Origin of the sequence: Idiomarina seosinensis (assembly GCF_044797955.1) — a bacterium.
In the GTDB taxonomy this organism is placed as follows: domain Bacteria; phylum Pseudomonadota; class Gammaproteobacteria; order Enterobacterales; family Alteromonadaceae; genus Idiomarina; species Idiomarina seosinensis_A.
This window is the reverse complement of sequence record NZ_CP085211.1, coordinates 1,623,582-1,641,717: the sequence shown is the minus strand read 5'-3', so window position 1 is coordinate 1,641,717 and position 18,136 is coordinate 1,623,582. Positions and strand designations below refer to the sequence as shown.

Below are 18,136 nucleotides of genomic sequence, written 5' to 3'. Positions count from 1 at the left end.
TTTTTACCCTCATGTTGTTTTCTTTGTCTGAAGCTTAACGATAATTTTACACTTTCTGTCGGTTAACACTTGTTACTTTACAGTATAGCGAATAGTTTGAGCATCAGGGTTAACATAATATTAATTGATAACCAACGGGGAACCAAGAATGAAAGTAAAGCATCAGTTTAGTGCTGTAGCGTTGGCGCTTGCGACAGCGTTTACAACCTCAGCGATAGCTGATCAGACATCGCGTGTTAACGGAATGCGAGATAACACGCCCAGCCTGGTCGCTGTTCAAAACGCCACTGTGGTGACTGAGCCCGGTAAACAGATGACCAACGCAACTCTGGTCATCAGAAACGGTAAAGTTGTTTCAGTTCAACGCAATAATCGCGCACCGGAGGGTGCTCGTATCATCGACGCAACAGGTTATACGCTATACCCGGGATTCGTTGATGCCTATTCTAATTACGGTGTGCCTAAGCCCGAGCAAAGCTCGCGGCCGGATCAGCCGATTTACAATAATGACCGTGAAGGTGGTAACGCAGCAAACGATGCCATTCATGCCGAGGATTCCTGGTACAGCCAGTTCAGTACTGACGCAGAGTCCGCCCAATCGTACTTGAATGCGGGCTTTACCAGCGTTCAGTCAGCACGCCTGGATGGTATTTTTCAAGGTCGGGCGGTGACGGTCTCGTTAGCCGATAAAATAGCGAATGATGTTATTTACCGGGCCGAAAATCATCACTTTGGATCCTTTGACAAAGGTTCGTCTCAGCAGCAGTACCCCAGCTCATTAATGGGTAGTATTGCTCTGGTCCGGCAAACATTATCGGACGCCAACTGGTATGAAAATGCGTATGGCAAACAAGCACAAAATGGTCCTGTTGAATTTAATGCAGCACTGCAATCACTGACTGACATCGAGTCAACCGGCATGGTATTTAAGGTGCAGGACGAGAAATCCTTGCTGCGCGCCGATGCGGTTTTTGATCAGTTTAATGTGCCCACCGTTTATGTTGGCTCGGGGTATGAATACGCTCGCCTTGATGATGTGAAAAATGCCGGCAGCCCACTGATTTTGCCGGTTAACTTCCCGGCGGCACCAGATGTGGCAGGGGTCGATGCACATCTGGATGTGGATTTAGCAAAATTGCGTCACTGGGAGCGGGCTCCGGCCAATCCAAGTATGCTGGCTAATGCCGGCGTTGATTTTGCATTAACTCTACATGGTCTGGATCAGGCTGATCAGTTCTGGCCGAACGTCCGCAAGGCGGTTCGCCACGGATTGAGTAAAGAAGATGCATTAGCCGCTTTGACAACCATTCCGGCCTCTATTGCAGGTGTTTCGGACAAAGTAGGTAAGCTGGCAAGCGGTTATATGGCTGATTTCGTAATGGTGAAAGGCGATGTTTTCGACGATGGCGTAATCCAGTCAGTCTGGACTCAGGGCCAGGAAACCGAGTTGTTGCCGCGTCATGAAGTCAACTTTGCCGGTAATTATGAAATTGACTGGCAGGGACAGGACGTGACCCTTGCGGTCACGGCTGAGCCAACCGCTGGCGGTGAGCTTTCGTGGGGCGAGCAGAACATTAACTTGCGTCATGTGAACGCTGAACCCGAACTGATGGAGTTTGTTGCCGATTTACCACAAGCTACGCCGGCCGGAACCTGGCGTTTTAAGCTAGAGCCTAATGCTAAAGGCGAATTTAAATTGACCGGTAAAGCTCCGGACGGAAGTGAGCAGACTTTACGTGCAAATTTCTCCGAGCAAACGACAGATTCTGAACAACAAAATGATGCCGCCGTTGAGTATGTCGGCGAACTGACCTTCCCGAATGTTGCCTTTGGTGTTAACGGTTTGCCGGAGCGTCAGGATGTACTTATCCGTAACGTCACTGTCTGGACTGCCGGTGATAAGGGCGTCCTTGAAAATACGGATGTACTGGTTCGTAACGGTGAATTTGCTGAAGTCGGCGAAAACCTATCGGCCCCGCGGGGCGCTAGCGTTATCGATGGTTCGGGCATGCACTTAACTCCGGGCATCATTGATGAACACTCCCACATTGCTATCGATCGCGGAGTGAATGAAGGTTCAGAAGCGATAACAGCCGAAGTTCGTATTGGCGATGTGGTTAACTCTGATGATATTCATATTTATCGTTCATTGGCCGGTGGTACCACCATGGCCCAACTGCTGCACGGATCTGCTAACCCGATTGGTGGTCAGGCTCAGGTGATCAAATTACGCTGGGGTGCCAATGCAAACCTGATGAAATTTGATGCCGCCCCGGCCAGCATTAAATTTGCGCTGGGCGAAAACGTCAAACAGAGTAACTGGGGTGACGACATGACGATTCGTTATCCGCAGACTCGGATGGGTGTTGAAACCATTATGCGCGACGGTTTCCAGGCAGCTCTGGAGTATCAGCAACAACAGCAGGCTTATCAGCGTCTGAGTCGGTCAGAAAAGGCCAAAACAGCGCCACCACGGCCTGACTCGCGTCTGGATACGCTGATTCAAATCTTGAACAGCGAGCGGTTTGTTCACGCACATTCTTATGTTGCCTCAGAAATTCTGATGTTAATGGAAGTAGCAGAAGACTTTGGCTTTACTCTGGATACCTTTACCCACATTCTGGAAGGTTACAAAGTAGCCGACGAAATGGCAGCGCATGGAGCCAGCGGCTCAACGTTCGCTGACTGGTGGGCGTACAAGTTCGAAGTGTATGATGCGATTCCACATAACGCCTGTCTGATGCATGATCGCGGTGTGTTAACCAGCGTTAACTCTGACAGTAACGATTTACAACGGCGCCTGAATACTGAGGCGGCCAAGTCGGTCCGCTACTGTGGTATGGATCCCCATGAAGCTCTGAAGATGGTAACCATCAACCCGGCCAAACAGTTAAAAGTTGACCAGCTGGTTGGCTCCATCGAAGAAGGTAAGCACGCGGATTTCGTATTATGGAATAACTATCCGCTAAGCGCCTACGCGCAGGCACAGCAAACCTGGATTAACGGACGCAAGTATTTTGACCGGCAACAGGATAAGCAGCGACAGCAGCAGGTTAAAGCCGAAAAGAATGCGTTGATTCAGAAAGTTCTGGCAGCTGGGGACAGTGCCTACATTGGAGCTGAAAATGTGTATAAAGCCGATCAGCCTACCTGGCACTGCGATACCGACCATGATGTCTGGCTAGATCACTTCACTGCAGGTGCGCATAGCCACGGAGGAAAACACTAATGAAACACTTAAAGAAAACATTAGCCGCAGCCGTGCTGGGTACCCTGGCAGCGACAACAACGGCCCATGCCAATGACCAGGTACCCGGTGACAAACAGCAACAGCCAATTGTCCTGCAGGGGGGAACACTGCATACAGTAACTCAGGGGATCCTGGCGGATACGGACTTGGTTTTTAGCGATGGTAAAATTACCGCGATAGGAGCCAACGTCAGCGTACCCGATGGCGCCAAGGTGGTCGATATTTCCGGTCAGCACGTATACCCTGGCGTGATCGCCATGAACACCACCATTGGTCTGAACGAAATTGGTGCAGTGCGCGCTACTCGTGATTCTCGCGAAGTGGGGGGAGTGACACCTGAAGTTGCCGGGCATATTGCTTACAACGCGGATTCAGAAATCATTCCTACCGTGCGTTATCATGGTATTACTCACACTCAGGTTGTGCCGGAGGGTTCGCTGGTTAACGGTCAGTCTTCATTAATGCAGCTGGATGCCTGGAACTACCAACATGGTCTGGTAGCTGCCGAAATAGGTGTCCACGTAAGCTGGCCACGGACTTACATTATTAACAGCTGGTGGGAAAGCCGCTCGGCAGCAGAGCAACGGGAAGCAAACCAAAAATCCCTTAAGCGTCTAAAGCAGGTATTTACTGATGCGAAAGCTTATTATGATGCCAAACAAGCAGATCTGAACATTGAAGTGGATCAGCGTTGGGAGGCCATGCTGGGCTTATTTGACGGCAGTAAAAAACTTTTTGTGCACGGCGAAGACAAGCGGCAACTGGAACAAGCGCTGGATCTTGCGCAGGAGCATGGTTTTGATCTAGTGCTGGTAGGGGCCGCTGATGCGTGGCGTATCACTGACCGTCTTGCAGCGACCAATACACCTGTTGTTTTTGGTTCACCTTTTGGTTTACCGACGCGTGATGACGAAGGTTATGATCAGGCGTTCTCAACTCCGGCCAAGCTGGCTGAGGCGGGCGTTGACTTTGCTATTGCTTACCCGGGCTACTGGGATGTGCGTAACTTACCGTTCGCTGCGGGTAACGCAGTTGCCTATGGCTTATCAGCTGATGAGGCTTTAAAAGCTATTACACTTAAGCCAGCCGAGTTTCTTGGTGTGGCCGATCAGTTAGGGTCCCTTGAAGTGGGTAAAAGTGCTTCGTTTAGTGTTTCAAAGGGCGATTTACTGGATACGATAGGCCAGGATCTGACTCATTTGTTCATTGACGGCAGAGCAGTTCAGCTGGAAAGCCGGCACACTCAGCTGTACGACAAGTACCAACAAAAACCGGCTAATTAAGCAAGCCGTACGATAAAAAGCCGCTCCCGGCAGGGGGGCGGCTTTTTTTTGCAAAAAAAAGGGATGTCGGTAGCAGGCTACTGTTGTGACAGTAATTTACTGATTAAAGCTTTCAGCGTTTCAGGTTCAAAGGGTTTATCAGTTAATGCATCAACACCACTTTGTTTGACGTTTGCCAGCTGTAGTTCATTGGCCCGGGCAGTGACCATCAGGATTGGCGTATGCGCATGACGACTGTTGTTACGCACATACTGCGCAAGTTCGCTACCGTTGACCTCTGGCATATGAAAGTCAGTGACAATTAAATCAAAGTTCTGGTCGACTAAAATATCGATAGCCTGTTGACCGTCTTCTGCTTCAACACAACTTTCCACACCCATATTTTCCAGCACCCGCCGTAAAACATGGCGTGATGTATTGCTGTCATCGACAATCAAAACTCGAAGATCTTCAATATCGTAAAGATCAAGATGCAGATGGTCCGGTTCGAGTAAGTCAACCGTGGCTTTAATTGCCCGATGGAGCTGCTCAGAGGTAAAAGGTTTTGGTAAGATAGCGACAATACCAGCTTGCTTGAATTGCTCCAGCTGGTCGGCCCTGTGTTCACTGGAAACCAGCATAAAATGAACGGTATCTTCCAGTTGGTTTGCTTCCAGGTGATCCAGTAACTGATCCGCCGTACCATCCTCGAAGTACATAGCACTGGTGATTATATCGGGCTGCCAGCTTTGAATAAGCGCTTTTGCTTCGGTAATTGTTGAGGCGCCGCGGGTTTGCTCGATGCCTGACTGGTTGAGATGCTGGGTAATCACCTTACGTTGAACATCTGAAGGCTCTACCAACAAAATTCGTAATTCGCTAAGCGCTACGGACATGGTTTGGTCAGCGGTTGGGAAATGATGGAAAAAGATTATGGGATTTAGCAGACAAACTCAATAAAAAAAGTATGCTTAACCGATAAGAATCAAATAACAGGGGTTTCTATGACAGTAGCGCGTGAATTTTCAGCCGATAACAAGCAGTTGATTATCTCTATCAAAGGCAAATTCGATTTTAGTTTAGTGCAGGAGTTTCGTCAGGCGTACAGTCATATCGGAGACTCGCAACCGACCGTGATTATTGATTTACGCGAAACCGAATATCTCGATAGCTCGGCTTTAGGCATGTTGCTGAATATGCGTAAGGCGCTGGGCAGTAGTGTGAAAGGTGTCCAACTGGTTAACGCCAGACCCGAAGTGAGGCGTATTCTCGACATCTCGAGGTTTGATAAAATGTTTGTTATCAGCTGATGAAAATACTCGTCGTCGATGATCAAAAAGCCAATCAAATCATGCTCGAAGGTCTTTTGACGCAGATTGGTCACGAAGTCTCCTCTGTCAGTAATGGTGCAGAAGCTCTCGCAGTATTTACCGAATTTGAACCGCAAATTGTCCTGTTGGACATTATGATGCCGGTGATGAATGGTTTTGAAACTGCGCCAAAGCTTAAAGAACTCAGCGGTAGTGTTCATCTTCCTATTATTTTTATAACTGCGCTTGAGGCTAAGGATACTTTGCTGAAATGCCTGGAGGTCGGCGGTGATGACTTTTTAACGATACCCTTTGAACCGGTAGTATTAAAAGCAAAGATTAATGCGCATGCGCGGGTTCGCGAGCTAAGTTACTCACTGGCGGTGACGAATGAAACCTTAAAGTGGCATTCAAACCGAATGGAACGAGAGCAGGCTGTGGTTCAGCACATGCTGCAAAATGCACTGCACGATAATGAATTGACCCAGCCATTTGTGCAGACATTCATGCGCTCTGTATCGATTTTTAATGGCGATTTATGTCTTGGTAAAGCAGGCCCCTTTGGCAGTTATTACTTATTTTTAGGAGACTTCACCGGCCATGGTCTGGCACCGGCTACGGGTACACTGCCGGTAGCGCAAACTTTTTTCGGCATGGCTGCGCGCGGGCTGTCAGTTAACGATATGGCTTACGAGCTTAACTTACGCTTACTTAACCTGTTACCGGATGACATGTTCTGTGCGGCGATAATTGTTGAATTTTCGGCCGGGGGCGAGCGGTTGACGGTCTGGAATGGTGGTATTCCTGATGCTGTTATTTTATCGCAAAGCGGAGAACTTGTGCGACTGCTTAAATCGCGGCATATGGCACTGGGCATTTTACCGCCAGACCAGTTTGATCAGCAGGTTGAGCATTTGGTTGTTGACCCGAACGATTATTTAGTAGCTTTTACCGATGGGGTGGTGGAAATACAAGTCCCGGAAGGCGGTATGCTGGGAGAAGAGCGTTTCGTCAGTATGCTTCAATACGCATGGCGGACCGAGGGGGAGCGGGGCTTTCAGCAAGTTAAGCAACAATTGCAGCAGTTTACTGTGGCTGATGACCAGGATGATCTCTCGTTAGTAGCTGTTCAGTGCAGTAAGGTGCAAAGCCCTAAGCAAAGGGTCGATGTGACACATGACCATTTGCCCTTCACATTAAAAATTAGCATCAGTCAGAGGGAAATGCAGCGGCTGGACCCAATTCAGCAGTTGGTTGATTCGTTGGGTAAGCTGGAAGCGCTGAAGCCACACAAAACTACTTTATATCTCTTATTCGCCGAATGTTTTAACAATATTCTTGACCATAATGTTCTGCAACTCGATTCTGAGCTGAAAGAAGAAAAAGGTTTTGAACACTATTATGAGATCCGTCAACAACGTCTGCTGCATCAGGCTGACATGCGCATTGATTTCGAAATTTCTTACGATCCCCATAGTAAACGTTTATCGTTTGAGGTTAGCTCCAATGGCACCAAGCCTTTTCCAGTGACTGAACAAAGCGGGCCGGCTAACAGTGACCAACAAAAACCCTTTGGTCGTGGCCTGCAGTTACTGGAGCATTTCGCTGATACGGTCGAGTGGCAGGCGCAGGGTCAGTCGCTGCTGGTCATTTATGACCTTAGCCGCCCGCCCTCTTAACAGTATAACCTTGTTGCTTTAACCAGCGCTCGGCTGCGTCACGCTGGTCGCCCTGAATTTCGATCGTGTGCTCTTTAACGGCACCACCGACGCCACAGTACTGCTTTAACTGTTTAGCGACAGCTTTTAACTCTTTTTCCGGTTTTTCTAAGCCCGTTACCAGGGTTACCCCTTTGCCCTTGCGACCTTTTGTCTGGCGCTGCAAGCGGACAATACCATCGCCCTGGGGTATGACTTCCGGTTCGGGCTCAGGGTCAATTTTTCCGGCATCGGTTGAATAAACTAACTGACCTAGTTGGTCTTTCCAGTCACTCATGATTTACCACTTTTTCTTCGGTTGGAATAGCTCTTCAATTTCATCATGTTTACGGTCATCGACGTCCCTGTTGTTAACGTCTTTTAACTCATCGGTAATTTGTTCCAGAGCCTGTTCAACTTGTTTTTTTCTATGCTCAATGTAGTCATCGGTGTAACTCTGATCGTCCAGCGAACGCTTTGCCTTTTCGTAATATTGACGCGCTGAGCCGAGCATGTGCCCCTGATAAGCGTTTTCGCCCCGGCGAATCAATGTCTCGACGCTTATTTTTAACTGTAACTGTTGTAGCCGCGCATCTTCGGTTGTATACACCCGGCTGTCCACTTTGCCGCGGGCATGCTCTGAACGCAGCACACTGCGCATGCGTTTTAGCGCATTGATCATGGCAATTATTTGTTTATCGTTTCGTGGCAGCTCAAATTCTTCGTTAAGTAACGAGGTATCATTAACGTCTAAATTCTTCAGACGCTCTTCATAATCATTAACCCGGGCTTTGAAATCATCTGTGGGGCTGACGTCGTACATACCCTGCAATAACTCTTTCGCTCTGGCATTGAGGATGGCGACCAGTGACCTACCGATTGGAAAATAGCCAACCATGTTCAGCAAATCCTCGACCTGCTCAAGCGCCGCCCGGTATTTAGCAAGCTTCTGGCGTCGGGCGAGATCCTGGCGCTGCTTATGTTGTTGCACTGCGCCAATCGCTACCGCCAGTATCACCAGTAATATGATGAGCGAAATAATGATGGTGTATATCATGCCGGTTCCGGTTAATTTATTGTTATCGTTGTTTGCTATCTGTTTAGGGCAATACTAATTTAAACACACTGCCACCTAAGTTGCCGCCATTTTTAAGGGTAATCTGTCCCTTTTTACCAGACCGTTGATGGCTTGCGGCAATTTGCCGGGCAAAGTACAGCCCCAGCCCGGTACGTGAATAATCAGCGCACAAAGGAGAAGCTTTGTTGCTGGCGGCTGCTAACATCGCGGCCGGATAGCCAGGACCATTATCGGAAACCTCAATGAGGACCTGCTGATCTGCCTGCTGGCTGGCAACTATCTCTAATTTATCGGCGGTATAGCGCATAGCATTAACGATGATGTCATTAAGTAAGTTGCTAATCAGATCGCGGTCACAGTAGGCCATGCAGGGTTGCTCAACTTGTAAACTCAGCTCGATTCCTTTTTGTTGCAGATAAAACTCATTATTCAGTACCAGCTCTTCAATGATTTCGTCAATAAAATGCAACTCGATATTAACCACAGTTTGTTGCTGTTGATGGCGGTACAAATGCAGCAGCTGAACTAAGTTGGCATTTATCCGCTGCGCTTCATAATGCAGTTGCGCGACTTTTGAGCCCACCGCAGAACCCTGGGTTTGTGCACTGACTTCTTCCAGTTGTTGAAGTACCAACGCCAGTGAGTTTTTCATATCATGTACGCTACTGGCGAGGACGGTAGAAAAATTAATGTCGGGGTTCATAACGACTGAATTCCCTGTTTAAATTTGAAGTTGGCATAGATAAGCAAACTAATATACTATTTTTGCATAAACTGAGCGGCTCATAATCAGGTCAACTATTCAATGAAGCTACAACAACTAAGATACATTGTCGAAGTGGTAAATCACAACTTAAACGTCTCTTCGACGGCTGAAAGTCTGTTCACGTCGCAACCGGGTATTAGTAAACAAGTGCGGATGCTGGAAGATGAGCTGGGCATTCAAATTTTTGGCCGTACCGGTAAACACCTAACTCATGTTACGGCAGCGGGCCGAGAAGTCATTGATATTGCTGAGCAAGTACTTGAGCAGGTTAATGCAATAAAAGCGGTTGCTTCGGAACATACTCAGCCTGACAGTGGCAAACTCAATATCGCCACTACCCATACTCAGGCCCGTTATGCTTTACCCCCGATTATCAGCCGTTTTATCAAACAATACCCGAAAGTATCTTTGCACATGCACCAGGGATCGCCACAACAAATCAGTGAAGCGGCGGCTAAAGGGCGAGCAGACTTTGCCATAGCAACAGAGGCTCTGCACCTGTATCAGGATCTGATTATGCTACCTTGCTATCACTGGAATCGGTCAATCATTGTCCCCGCCGATCACCCGTTGGCTCAGGTCAGCAAGCTCAACATTGCGGAGATTGCTGATTATCCCCTGGTTACTTATGTACATGGTTTTACCGGGCGCTCAGAATTGGATCGGGCATTCGCGGAGGCCGGCAAAGAGCCGCAAATCGTCTTTACTGCAACCGATGCGGATGTAATAAAAACCTATGTACGGATGGGGATCGGAATCGGTGTTGTTGCCAGCATGGCTTACAACGCTGAAGAAGACCCTGACTTAGTGGCTATCCCGGCTCATCACTTGTTTGAGCCCAGTACAACCAAAATTGGCTTTCGGCGTGGTACTTTTTTGCGTAACTACATGTACGATTTTATCGAAAATTTTGCGCCGCATCTGACTAAAGAGAAAGTCGAAGCGGCAATGCGTCTGAAAACCCACGAAGAGATCGAGCGGCTGTTTGCTGAACAGGAGTTACCGACGCTTTAACAGCGCCGGTAACGGCCGTCGGTTAGCACTCGATTATATTAACAGCCAGACCGCCACGAGCGGTCTCTTTGTATTTGGTTTTCATATCGTTACCGGTATCCCACATAGTTTTAATTACTTTGTCCAGTGACACTTTGTGGTTACCGTCACCGCGCATCGCCAGGCGTGCGGCATTAATCGCCTTAATTGCGCCCATAGCATTGCGCTCAATGCAGGGAACCTGAACCAGTCCACCAACCGGATCACATGTCAGTCCCAGGTTGTGCTCCATACCAATTTCCGCTGCGTTTTCTACCGTTGCCGGCGATCCGCCCGTAAACTCGGCCAGCGCTGCTGCTGCCATTGAACAGGCAACACCTACTTCGCCCTGGCAGCCGACTTCGGCACCTGAGATAGAGGCATTTTTTTTATACAGAATACCGATGGCCGCAGAAGTTAATAAAAAGCGGATGACGGCATCCTCTTCTAAAGGCTCGATAAACTTGTCGGCATAACTCATTACAGCAGGCATAATGCCCGCGGCGCCGTTAGTAGGCGCCGTTACGATGCGCCCTCCGGCAGCGTTCTCCTCATTGACTGCTAAGGCAAATAAATCAACCCAGTCCATAAACTGCATCGGCTCCGAGCTTTTCTCTTTTTTCAGACGCTGATACAGCGCTGAAGCCCGCCGCCGTACTTTCAGGCCGCCCGGTAAAATGCCTTCAGTGGTTATGCCATTTTGAATACTTTGCTGCATGGTCTGCCAAATCTTCAGCAACCCTTCTCGAATTTCGTTTTCACTGCGGAAAACTTTTTCATTTTCCATCATTAGCGAGCTGATACGTAAGCCGTGTTCATCGCAATGTTCAAGCAGTTGTACAGCGTTGTCGAAAGGATATGGGATTGGCTTACTGGACTGCTCTATCGCTTCTTCAAGAGTTTCATTAAAGTCGGCATCGCGAACAATAAAACCGCCACCAATGGAATAGTAAAGGTCTTTATAAACCACCTCGCCTTTTGCTAATAGCCGAAGCTCCATCGCATTTGCGTGTTTGGGCATGGTCTTGCGCCGGTGAAAAACGATAGCTCCGCTGCGTGGGAAGTTAACTTCCTGCTCACCCAGTAAAGCCAGCTTTTCCGTCGTTTCGGTCTGTTTTAAAAAATCATCAATCGTGTCTGTGTCGACAGTTTCCGGTAAATCTCCGGCCAGACCTAATATGACAGCCTTGCCCGTGCCATGGCCTTTACCGGTCTGCCCAAGAGAGCCAAATAATTCGACTTCGACGGCATCAGCTGCTGTTAAGTGGCCGGCTTCTTTTGCGGCATGCAAAAACTCATAAGCTGCGCGCATCGGTCCAACCGTGTGTGAGCTGGAAGGACCAATACCAATTTTATAAATATCAAAAACACTGATCATTGTCGGAACCTATTGTTCTGAATGAGATGCATTTACCGCGCCATTGTCGCACGTTGCTGGTGGGGTTTGGCAACATTATATGCCGAATTAATTAAGAGGGCGAACTTGTTGACGATGTTCTGGCTGCAGTTGCTCTGCCAGTTCTCTTAAAATACCGGCGGTAGCACCCCAGATGTTTCGGTGTTGCCAGGGGATAAAATAGACCCGGTCGTAGATGAATTTGCGAATCCGATAAGCATAATGATTATTCATGTTAAGGATGTCAGCCAGCGGCACTTCAAAGATTTCGGCCACTTCGCCTGCCTCAGCCATCAGCGGCTGTTGGGGGCTGACAAAGCCAACAAAGGGGCGGATCATGTAATTGCTCAGTACCGGGTAATCCTGTAACCGGCCAATGACTTCAACCTGCTCCCGAGGCAGGCCAATTTCTTCCTCGGTTTCACGTAAGGCGGTAGTCAGCAAATGTTGGTCATGAGGGTCATAGCGCCCGCCGGGAAAGCTGATTTGTCCTGCGTGTTGGCGCAGCTTTGCTGAGCGTTGGGTCAAAATAAGAGACAGGCCGTGCTGGCGCTCGATAATAGGAATGAGCACAGCAGCCGGACGCAAACGTTTTCGTAACCTGTCATCCATTGGCCGATCTATTCGGGCATGGGGGTGAAGATTAAAACGACGGATAAAGTCAGCCCGGCTCTTAATACTCACAAAGACTCCAGTAAAGGCAGAATGTGGGCAACTTTATCCAGTGTTTCCTGATATTCGGCAGCGCATTCGGAATCAATAACCAGGCCACCGCCTGCCCAGCAGAACAAACGCCCTTGCTCTGCGAGTAAGGTGCGAATGGTGATACTACTGTCACTACTGCCGTCGAGAGAAAAATAGGCGATCGAACCGCAATAAACGGATCGGCGATGAGGTTCAAGCTCTTCAATAATTTCCATCGCCCGTATTTTCGGGGCGCCGGTGATTGAGCCGCCGGGAAAAGCTCGTCTCATCAGGTCCAGTGCTCCGGCCGCTGACTGTAACTGGCCGGTTACCGTTGATACTAAATGGTGTACCGCCGGAAAGCTCTCAATTGCAAATAACTTGGGAACATCAATAGTTCCGGGCCGGCAACTGCGCGATAGATCGTTGCGCAGCAAATCAACAATCATCAGGTTTTCTGCATGGTCTTTTTCTGATTCCAGTAAACGTTGGCGTTGATACTGATCCTGTTCAGGGTTTGCACTGCGCGGCCGGGTCCCTTTAATGGGCTTGGTCTGGACCTTACCCGTTTTATCAACCGCTAAAAAACGCTCCGGAGAAACGCTCAGCAGGCAGCTGTCGGGCAATCGCATGAAGGCTGAAAACGGGGCTTGATTAAGACGTCTTAGTTTCTGATAAGCCTGCCACTCATCGCCTTTATAATTAGCACTAAAGCGTTGCGCTAAATTAATTTGGTAGGTGTCGCCGGCGCGCAAATACGCTTTTACCTGATTAAACTTTTGCTGATACTGCGACTCCGTCATATTGCTTTGCCAGCGACTGGTCAGCTCAAACTTATCGTCCCCCGGAGGTGCCGATTCTAACCAACTGTGCAACCATTGCTGATGCTGGCGGCCGGGGGCAAGAACCCATAGCGTTCTGGTTTGTTTATCAACAACGATAGCCTCAGTATAAAAACCAAGGCATGCAGTTGCTGTTTGATATTCGTCGGGATCGTTTTCACAGGGCAGTGCTTCGGTCTGACGGCCGAGATCATATCCGAGTATGCCAGCAAAACCGCCACAAAAGGGTAGTTCAGACTGCGGTGGTGTGACGATTTGCTGTTGAAGGTGTTGCAATAAATCCGCAGCCAGCTTAAGCAGCGGTCGCTCATCTTCAGCGTCAAGTGCCCCGGGCATTGCCAGTTGCCGGCGCATTACCTCAATGCGGGTAGTATAATCATCAGCGCTAAGCACAAACTGTGGCCGTCTCAGTAACACGTGATAGCGGCTGTCACTGTGTTCATTTGCCGCCGAGTCAAGCCACAGGGCAAAAGGCTCGTAGCGGCGCCCGGCGAAGCATTGTTCAACCCAGTTATCAAGCTGCTGCGAATGCTGCAGTGCTGCTGGCGGTACCTCTGAGGTCAGATTTTGCCACGTTAATGTTAAGCCATCGGACACTGGTTATGCTTCCCCTGTTAAATGCTTGTCGAACATTCTATCACAAGCTTTAGCCGACTGGTCAGCCGGCCAGTAAAACGCTATTATAGCGCCGATAGTATGCCAACTTTACAAGGGGTTACCGAATGGCCAGCATTCGTCAGAGCGACTTTATTGAGAGCATCGCTGATGCGTTGCAATACATCTCTTATTACCATCCACTGGACTTCATCCAGGCACTGGACCAGGCCTACCAGCGTGAACAAAGCGAAGCGGCAAAAAATGCTATTGCCCAGGTGTTAACCAACTCCAGAATGTCAGCTCAGGGTCATCGGCCTATCTGCCAGGATACGGGTATCGTGACCTGCTTTGTGAAAGTGGGAATGGACGTAAAATGGGATAAAACAGACTTAACGGTACAACAGATGGTTGATGAAGGTACCCGCCGAGCCTACAACAACCCTGATAACCCTCTGCGCGCTTCTATTGTCGCTGATCCGGCCGGCGCGCGTAAAAATACCGGCGATAATACGCCGGCGGTTGTTCACCTTGATTTAGTTGCGGGTGGCAAAGTCGAGGTGATGATTGCAGCAAAAGGGGGCGGCTCAGAAAACAAATCAAAAATGGCGATGCTGAACCCCAGTGACTCGATTGCCGACTGGGTGGTTGAAACCCTGCCAAAAATGGGCGCAGGCTGGTGTCCACCGGGAATGTTGGGTATTGGCGTTGGCGGTACGGCGGAAAAATCAGCGGTACTGGCGAAAGAGTCATTAATGGAGTCGGTTGATATTCATGAGCTGATTGAGCGTGGACCGCAAAATGCTGAAGAAGCATTACGGTTAGAAATATTTAACCGGGTTAACGACTTAGGAATAGGAGCCCAGGGCCTCGGCGGTTTGACGACGGTTTTGGATGTAAAAATAAAATCGCTGCCTACGCACGCCGCGTCAAAGCCGGTAACCTTAATCCCTAATTGCGCAGCAACCCGCCACGTACACTTTACTCTTGACGGGTCGGGGGTGGCGGATCTGACCCCACCTAAACTGGAAGACTGGCCCGATGTAACCTTTGAGGTTGGCGATGATGTGCGCCGGGTAAACCTGGATGAAGTCAGTAAAGAGGATATCCAAAACTGGAAAATGGGCGAAACTGTTCTGTTATCCGGTAAGTTACTGACTGGCCGCGATGCTGCCCACAAGCGCATTAAAGATATGTTGGATAAAGGCGAACCGCTGCCGGTTGACTTTACTAACCGCTTTATTTACTACGTTGGACCGGTTGACCCGGTGGGCGATGAAGTTGTTGGTCCGGCCGGGCCGACGACGTCCACCCGTATGGACAAGTTTACCGACATGATGTTAGAGCAGGCCGGTATTATCGGTATGATTGGTAAAGCTGAACGGGGTCCTCAGGCAGTTGACAGTATCCGCCGGCATCAGGCTGTGTATTTAATGGCGGTTGGCGGCGCTGCGTACCTGGTTGCTAAAGCAATTAAACAGGCTAAGGTGGTAGCGTTCGATGACCTGGGTATGGAAGCGATTTACGAATTTGAGGTAGAGGATATGCCGGTAACGGTTGCCGTTGACAGTAGCGGGCAAAATGCACATACCGAAGGTCCGGCTATCTGGAAAGTGAAAATTGCAGATATGCGCGATAAAGCGGGAGCTTAGGGCGTGCCAGCCATTGACTTTAACGAGGGTATCGCCGGCGGGTTGATACCCTTATTTTTTGTTCTGCTGGCCTGCTTCGCCGTAGTTTTGGTTTGGCTGATGCTACGCCAACAAAATCGCCAGCTAAAACAGCAGCTGGAGCAGACTCTACAGGCCAATGAACAATTACAGCAGCGTGCTCAGTACGCCGAAGGTCAGTTACAGACCCTGCGGGCAACCACTTTACACGAACGCCGTTCGGCGGATGAAAAAATCCGTTTACTGCAGGCCTCTGAGGAGCGTCTAACGCAGCAATTTGAAAACCTTGCCAACAAAATATTTGAGCAAAAATCACAGGGCTTACAACAACAGAATCAACAGACGTTGTCAGCAACGCTGGAGCCGTTTAAACAGCAGCTGGATGCCTTTAAGCGACAAGTGGAACAGCAATATACTGATGAAACCAAGGAACGCAGTGCCTTAAAGCAGGAGTTGACCTCGTTACGCGAACTTAACCGGCAAATGGCGCATGAGGCAGAAGCCCTGACCAGGGCTCTGAAAGGCGACACCAAGCAGCAGGGTAACTGGGGCGAGCTAGTATTACAGCGAATTCTGGAACAGTCCGGTTTGCGCGAAGGTCATGAGTATCATACCGAAAGTCATCAGCGGGACGACCAGGGACGTTCTTTTCGACCCGACGTTCTGGTGCATCTGCCGAATAAAAAAGACGTCGTTATTGATGCTAAGGTCAGTTTGTCGGCTTATGAGCGCTATTTCAATAGTGACGACGAACAAGAAAAAGCGCGCTTACTGCAAGAGCATGTCCAGTCTCTGAAGCAGCACATTAAGGGGCTTGGTAAGAAAAACTATCAGCATCTTGAAGGCATCCGGACACTGGATTATATCCTCATGTTTGTGCCTGTTGAACCCGCTTTTTTGCTGGCAGTTGACCGTGAACCAGAGCTTATCCGGCTGGCGCTGGACCATCAAATCATGTTGGTTAGTCCAACAAACTTATTGGTTGCACTGCGCACTGTCCACAATATTTGGCAATACGAATACCAAAACCGCAATGCCGAAATCATTGCCCGGGAAGCTGCTAAGTTATATGACAAGTTCGTCGGTTTTATTGACGATCTGGATAAGGTAGGCAGTAGCTTGCAAACTCTGGATAACCGATATCAGGAGGCGGTCAAAAAACTCAGCAGCGGGCGTGGCAATTTAGTCAGTCGTGTGGAGAAATTCCGACGGCTTGGTGTGCAGACCAGTAAGCGGATTGCGGATGACTGGCTGGAAGACGAGGACGGGGATTCCAGATTGGAGTCACCCGACCGCAAATAAAACGTTGTTTATTGATTGAGACGTTGCAAAGCTGGTGTTCTGTATAGCGATATTCGCCACTATAACTATGGCTGTTAAGCTTTAACGAAAACTGTAAAGACTCCTGGGTATGGGCCATTGCCAGCGCTGTAAAGGCTAACTTTAACCGCATTTGCTCAGCACGAGGAAAACAGTTCAGCCATTGTCCGGGCGGACACAGACGTTGTGAGCGTGGCAGGGCGTAAAGCACCTGCAGGGCGTCGCTGAGTAGTAAAATGCCCGCTTTGGGCTGATAGAGATAAACGTACCGGTTGTGCTGCTGTAGATTCATGTCGCCGTTTCCTGACCAACAGTTTTATAAAGTGATTTGTTAGTTTAAAAACAGCGACACAGTTTACTAGCCACTAACAGCTGACCGGGCTGTCTTACTGCAGCGCTTTCGCGCGGTAGTGATCAACCCATAATGATGTGGCGCCAGCGATTGCGACCGGCATGACGATTAAGTTGACCAGCGGGATCATGGTGAGCAGTAAAACCCCAAAACCGAAACTCAGTGACTTGCCCTTAGCTGCTCTTAACTCAAAACGCATGCGGGTAAATGACAACTTATGGTTGTCAAAAGGGAAATCCAGATATTGAATCGACATCATCCAGCATAACCAGATAAACCAGATGACCTGGCCAATAACGGGAATGATAAGAGATAAGAGGAAAAAACCGAGTGCCCGCGGCAGGTAATACCACATTTTTTGCAGCTCGCGGGCAACTGTCCTCGGAATATCTTTAAGCAGGTCTATCAGCCCATCTTCTGAAATTTGCTCGCCACTTTCATACTGTTCGACCTTTTCTGACAGCAGACCGTTAAACGGGGCTGCAATAAGGTTAGTGACCGCAGTGAAAAGAAAATAAAACATAGCCAGTATAAACAAGACGAAAATCGGATAAATCAGGTATTCTATCCAGTGGAAATAGTCAGGCACCCAGTTCAGTAGTTGTTCAGTCCAGCGCTCGGTCATTTGCGCGAGCCAGTAAATAGCAGCGCTAAAAAGCAACAGGTTAACCATAATGGGGATGATAACGAAGCGTTTAAGGCCCTTACTTTGAATTAATTTAAAGCCACGGGCTAAGTAAGCCAGGCCATTTTGGCTATAAGGACTTTGCGGCACGGTACGGCTCCTTTGATTGACCATCGTTGGTTAGTGATAACACTCAGTTTAACGGCTCTGCCTTATGGCTGCAGCTGTCAAATTGTTACAAGACGCAAATAATCTGTT

The 18,136-nt window shown here is 48.9% G+C and carries 15 protein-coding genes; 7 read left to right on the top strand and 8 right to left on the bottom strand.

What is annotated here, in order from left to right; genetic code table 11:
- Positions 1-148: 148 nt before the first annotated feature.
- Positions 149-3,229 (top strand): amidohydrolase family protein, encoded by a 3,081-nt coding sequence (locus LG288_RS07685; protein WP_404399607.1) that lies wholly within the window; start codon positions 149-151, stop codon positions 3,227-3,229.
- Entirely contained in the window at positions 3,229-4,533 is a 1,305-nt protein-coding gene (locus tag LG288_RS07680; protein ID WP_404399606.1) for an amidohydrolase family protein, read from the top strand. Before LG288_RS07685 ends, LG288_RS07680 begins: the two co-directional genes overlap by 1 nt.
- A 77-nt stretch (positions 4,534-4,610) precedes the next feature.
- Here the strand turns inward: LG288_RS07680 and LG288_RS07675 are convergent, their stop codons facing one another.
- Positions 4,611-5,408 (bottom strand): response regulator, encoded by a 798-nt coding sequence (locus tag LG288_RS07675; RefSeq protein ID WP_404399605.1) that lies wholly within the window; start codon positions 5,406-5,408, stop codon positions 4,611-4,613.
- Positions 5,409-5,516: 108 nt separating this feature from the next.
- Here LG288_RS07675 and LG288_RS07670 point away from each other — a divergent pair, with 108 nt between their 5' ends.
- Positions 5,517-5,822, top strand: a complete 306-nt coding sequence (locus LG288_RS07670) for an STAS domain-containing protein (RefSeq protein WP_404399604.1) — start codon at positions 5,517-5,519, stop codon at positions 5,820-5,822.
- Positions 5,822-7,501, top strand: a complete 1,680-nt coding sequence (locus tag LG288_RS07665; protein WP_404399603.1) for a SpoIIE family protein phosphatase — start codon at positions 5,822-5,824, stop codon at positions 7,499-7,501. The genes LG288_RS07670 and LG288_RS07665 overlap by 1 nt, the downstream gene beginning before the upstream one ends.
- Here LG288_RS07665 and yciH read toward each other — a convergent pair.
- Genes yciH through LG288_RS07650 form a run of 3 tightly spaced genes read right to left on the bottom strand, consistent with a single transcriptional unit; the run spans position 7,482 to position 9,300 of the window.
- Entirely contained in the window at positions 7,482-7,817 is a 336-nt protein-coding gene (gene yciH / locus LG288_RS07660; protein WP_404399602.1) for a stress response translation initiation inhibitor YciH, read from the bottom strand. The two genes, LG288_RS07665 and yciH, sit on opposite strands and share 20 nt — an antisense overlap.
- Positions 7,818-7,820: 3 nt before the next feature.
- The gene (locus LG288_RS07655) at positions 7,821-8,576 is read right to left on the bottom strand and encodes a hypothetical protein (protein ID WP_404399601.1); all 756 of its coding nucleotides are present in this window, start codon (positions 8,574-8,576) and stop codon (positions 7,821-7,823) included.
- Between the two features lie 43 nt (positions 8,577-8,619).
- On the bottom strand, positions 8,620-9,300 hold the full coding sequence (locus LG288_RS07650) for a sensor histidine kinase (protein ID WP_404399600.1): 681 nt from the start codon (positions 9,298-9,300) through the stop codon (positions 8,620-8,622).
- 102 nt (positions 9,301-9,402) lie between these two features.
- Between LG288_RS07650 and cysB the strand changes: the two genes are divergently transcribed.
- Complete coding sequence (gene cysB / locus LG288_RS07645; protein ID WP_404399599.1) at positions 9,403-10,377, top strand: HTH-type transcriptional regulator CysB; 975 nt, start codon at positions 9,403-9,405, stop codon at positions 10,375-10,377.
- 22 nt (positions 10,378-10,399) lie between these two features.
- On the opposite strand, the gene LG288_RS07640 is transcribed toward cysB, so the two are convergent.
- The 3 genes from LG288_RS07640 to pabB all read right to left on the bottom strand — a co-directional run bounded on the left by LG288_RS07640 (position 10,400) and on the right by pabB (position 13,914).
- Positions 10,400-11,773, bottom strand: coding sequence for an L-serine ammonia-lyase (locus LG288_RS07640; protein WP_404399598.1), 1,374 nt, complete (start codon positions 11,771-11,773; stop codon positions 10,400-10,402).
- 87 nt (positions 11,774-11,860) lie between these two features.
- Positions 11,861-12,475, bottom strand: coding sequence for a CoA pyrophosphatase (locus LG288_RS07635; RefSeq protein WP_404399597.1), 615 nt, complete (start codon positions 12,473-12,475; stop codon positions 11,861-11,863).
- A complete protein-coding gene (gene pabB / locus LG288_RS07630; protein ID WP_404399596.1) occupies positions 12,472-13,914 on the bottom strand; it encodes an aminodeoxychorismate synthase component I in 1,443 nt (480 codons plus the stop codon). The genes LG288_RS07635 and pabB overlap by 4 nt, the downstream gene beginning before the upstream one ends.
- Positions 13,915-14,039: 125 nt before the next feature.
- Here pabB and LG288_RS07625 point away from each other — a divergent pair, with 125 nt between their 5' ends.
- Both LG288_RS07625 and rmuC read left to right on the top strand, forming a co-directional pair.
- Positions 14,040-15,563, top strand: a complete 1,524-nt coding sequence (locus tag LG288_RS07625) for a fumarate hydratase (RefSeq protein ID WP_404399595.1) — start codon at positions 14,040-14,042, stop codon at positions 15,561-15,563.
- Between the two features lie 3 nt (positions 15,564-15,566).
- On the top strand, positions 15,567-16,883 hold the full coding sequence (gene rmuC / locus LG288_RS07620) for a DNA recombination protein RmuC (RefSeq protein WP_404399594.1): 1,317 nt from the start codon (positions 15,567-15,569) through the stop codon (positions 16,881-16,883).
- Positions 16,884-17,287: 404 nt separating this feature from the next.
- Here rmuC and cysZ read toward each other — a convergent pair whose 3' ends face one another.
- Positions 17,288-18,028: a sulfate transporter CysZ gene (gene cysZ / locus LG288_RS07615; protein ID WP_404399593.1), complete on the bottom strand. Its 741-nt coding sequence runs from the start codon at positions 18,026-18,028 to the stop codon at positions 17,288-17,290.
- Positions 18,029-18,136: the final 108 nt, after the last annotated feature.

Coding starts and splice junctions, on each gene's coding strand:
- LG288_RS07680 (WP_404399606.1), top strand. CDS start 3,229: ATGAAACACTTAAAGAAAACATTAGCCGCAGCCGTGCTGGGTACCCTG.
- yciH (WP_404399602.1), bottom strand. CDS start 7,817: ATGAGTGACTGGAAAGACCAACTAGGTCAGTTAGTTTATTCAACCGAT.
- LG288_RS07640 (WP_404399598.1), bottom strand. CDS start 11,773: ATGATCAGTGTTTTTGATATTTATAAAATTGGTATTGGTCCTTCCAGC.
- cysB (WP_404399599.1), top strand. CDS start 9,403: ATGAAGCTACAACAACTAAGATACATTGTCGAAGTGGTAAATCACAAC.
- LG288_RS07665 (WP_404399603.1), top strand. CDS start 5,822: ATGAAAATACTCGTCGTCGATGATCAAAAAGCCAATCAAATCATGCTC.
- LG288_RS07670 (WP_404399604.1), top strand. CDS start 5,517: ATGACAGTAGCGCGTGAATTTTCAGCCGATAACAAGCAGTTGATTATC.
- LG288_RS07655 (WP_404399601.1), bottom strand. CDS start 8,576: ATGATATACACCATCATTATTTCGCTCATCATATTACTGGTGATACTG.
- LG288_RS07685 (WP_404399607.1), top strand. CDS start 149: ATGAAAGTAAAGCATCAGTTTAGTGCTGTAGCGTTGGCGCTTGCGACA.
- LG288_RS07675 (WP_404399605.1), bottom strand. CDS start 5,408: ATGTCCGTAGCGCTTAGCGAATTACGAATTTTGTTGGTAGAGCCTTCA.
- LG288_RS07625 (WP_404399595.1), top strand. CDS start 14,040: ATGGCCAGCATTCGTCAGAGCGACTTTATTGAGAGCATCGCTGATGCG.
- LG288_RS07650 (WP_404399600.1), bottom strand. CDS start 9,300: ATGAACCCCGACATTAATTTTTCTACCGTCCTCGCCAGTAGCGTACAT.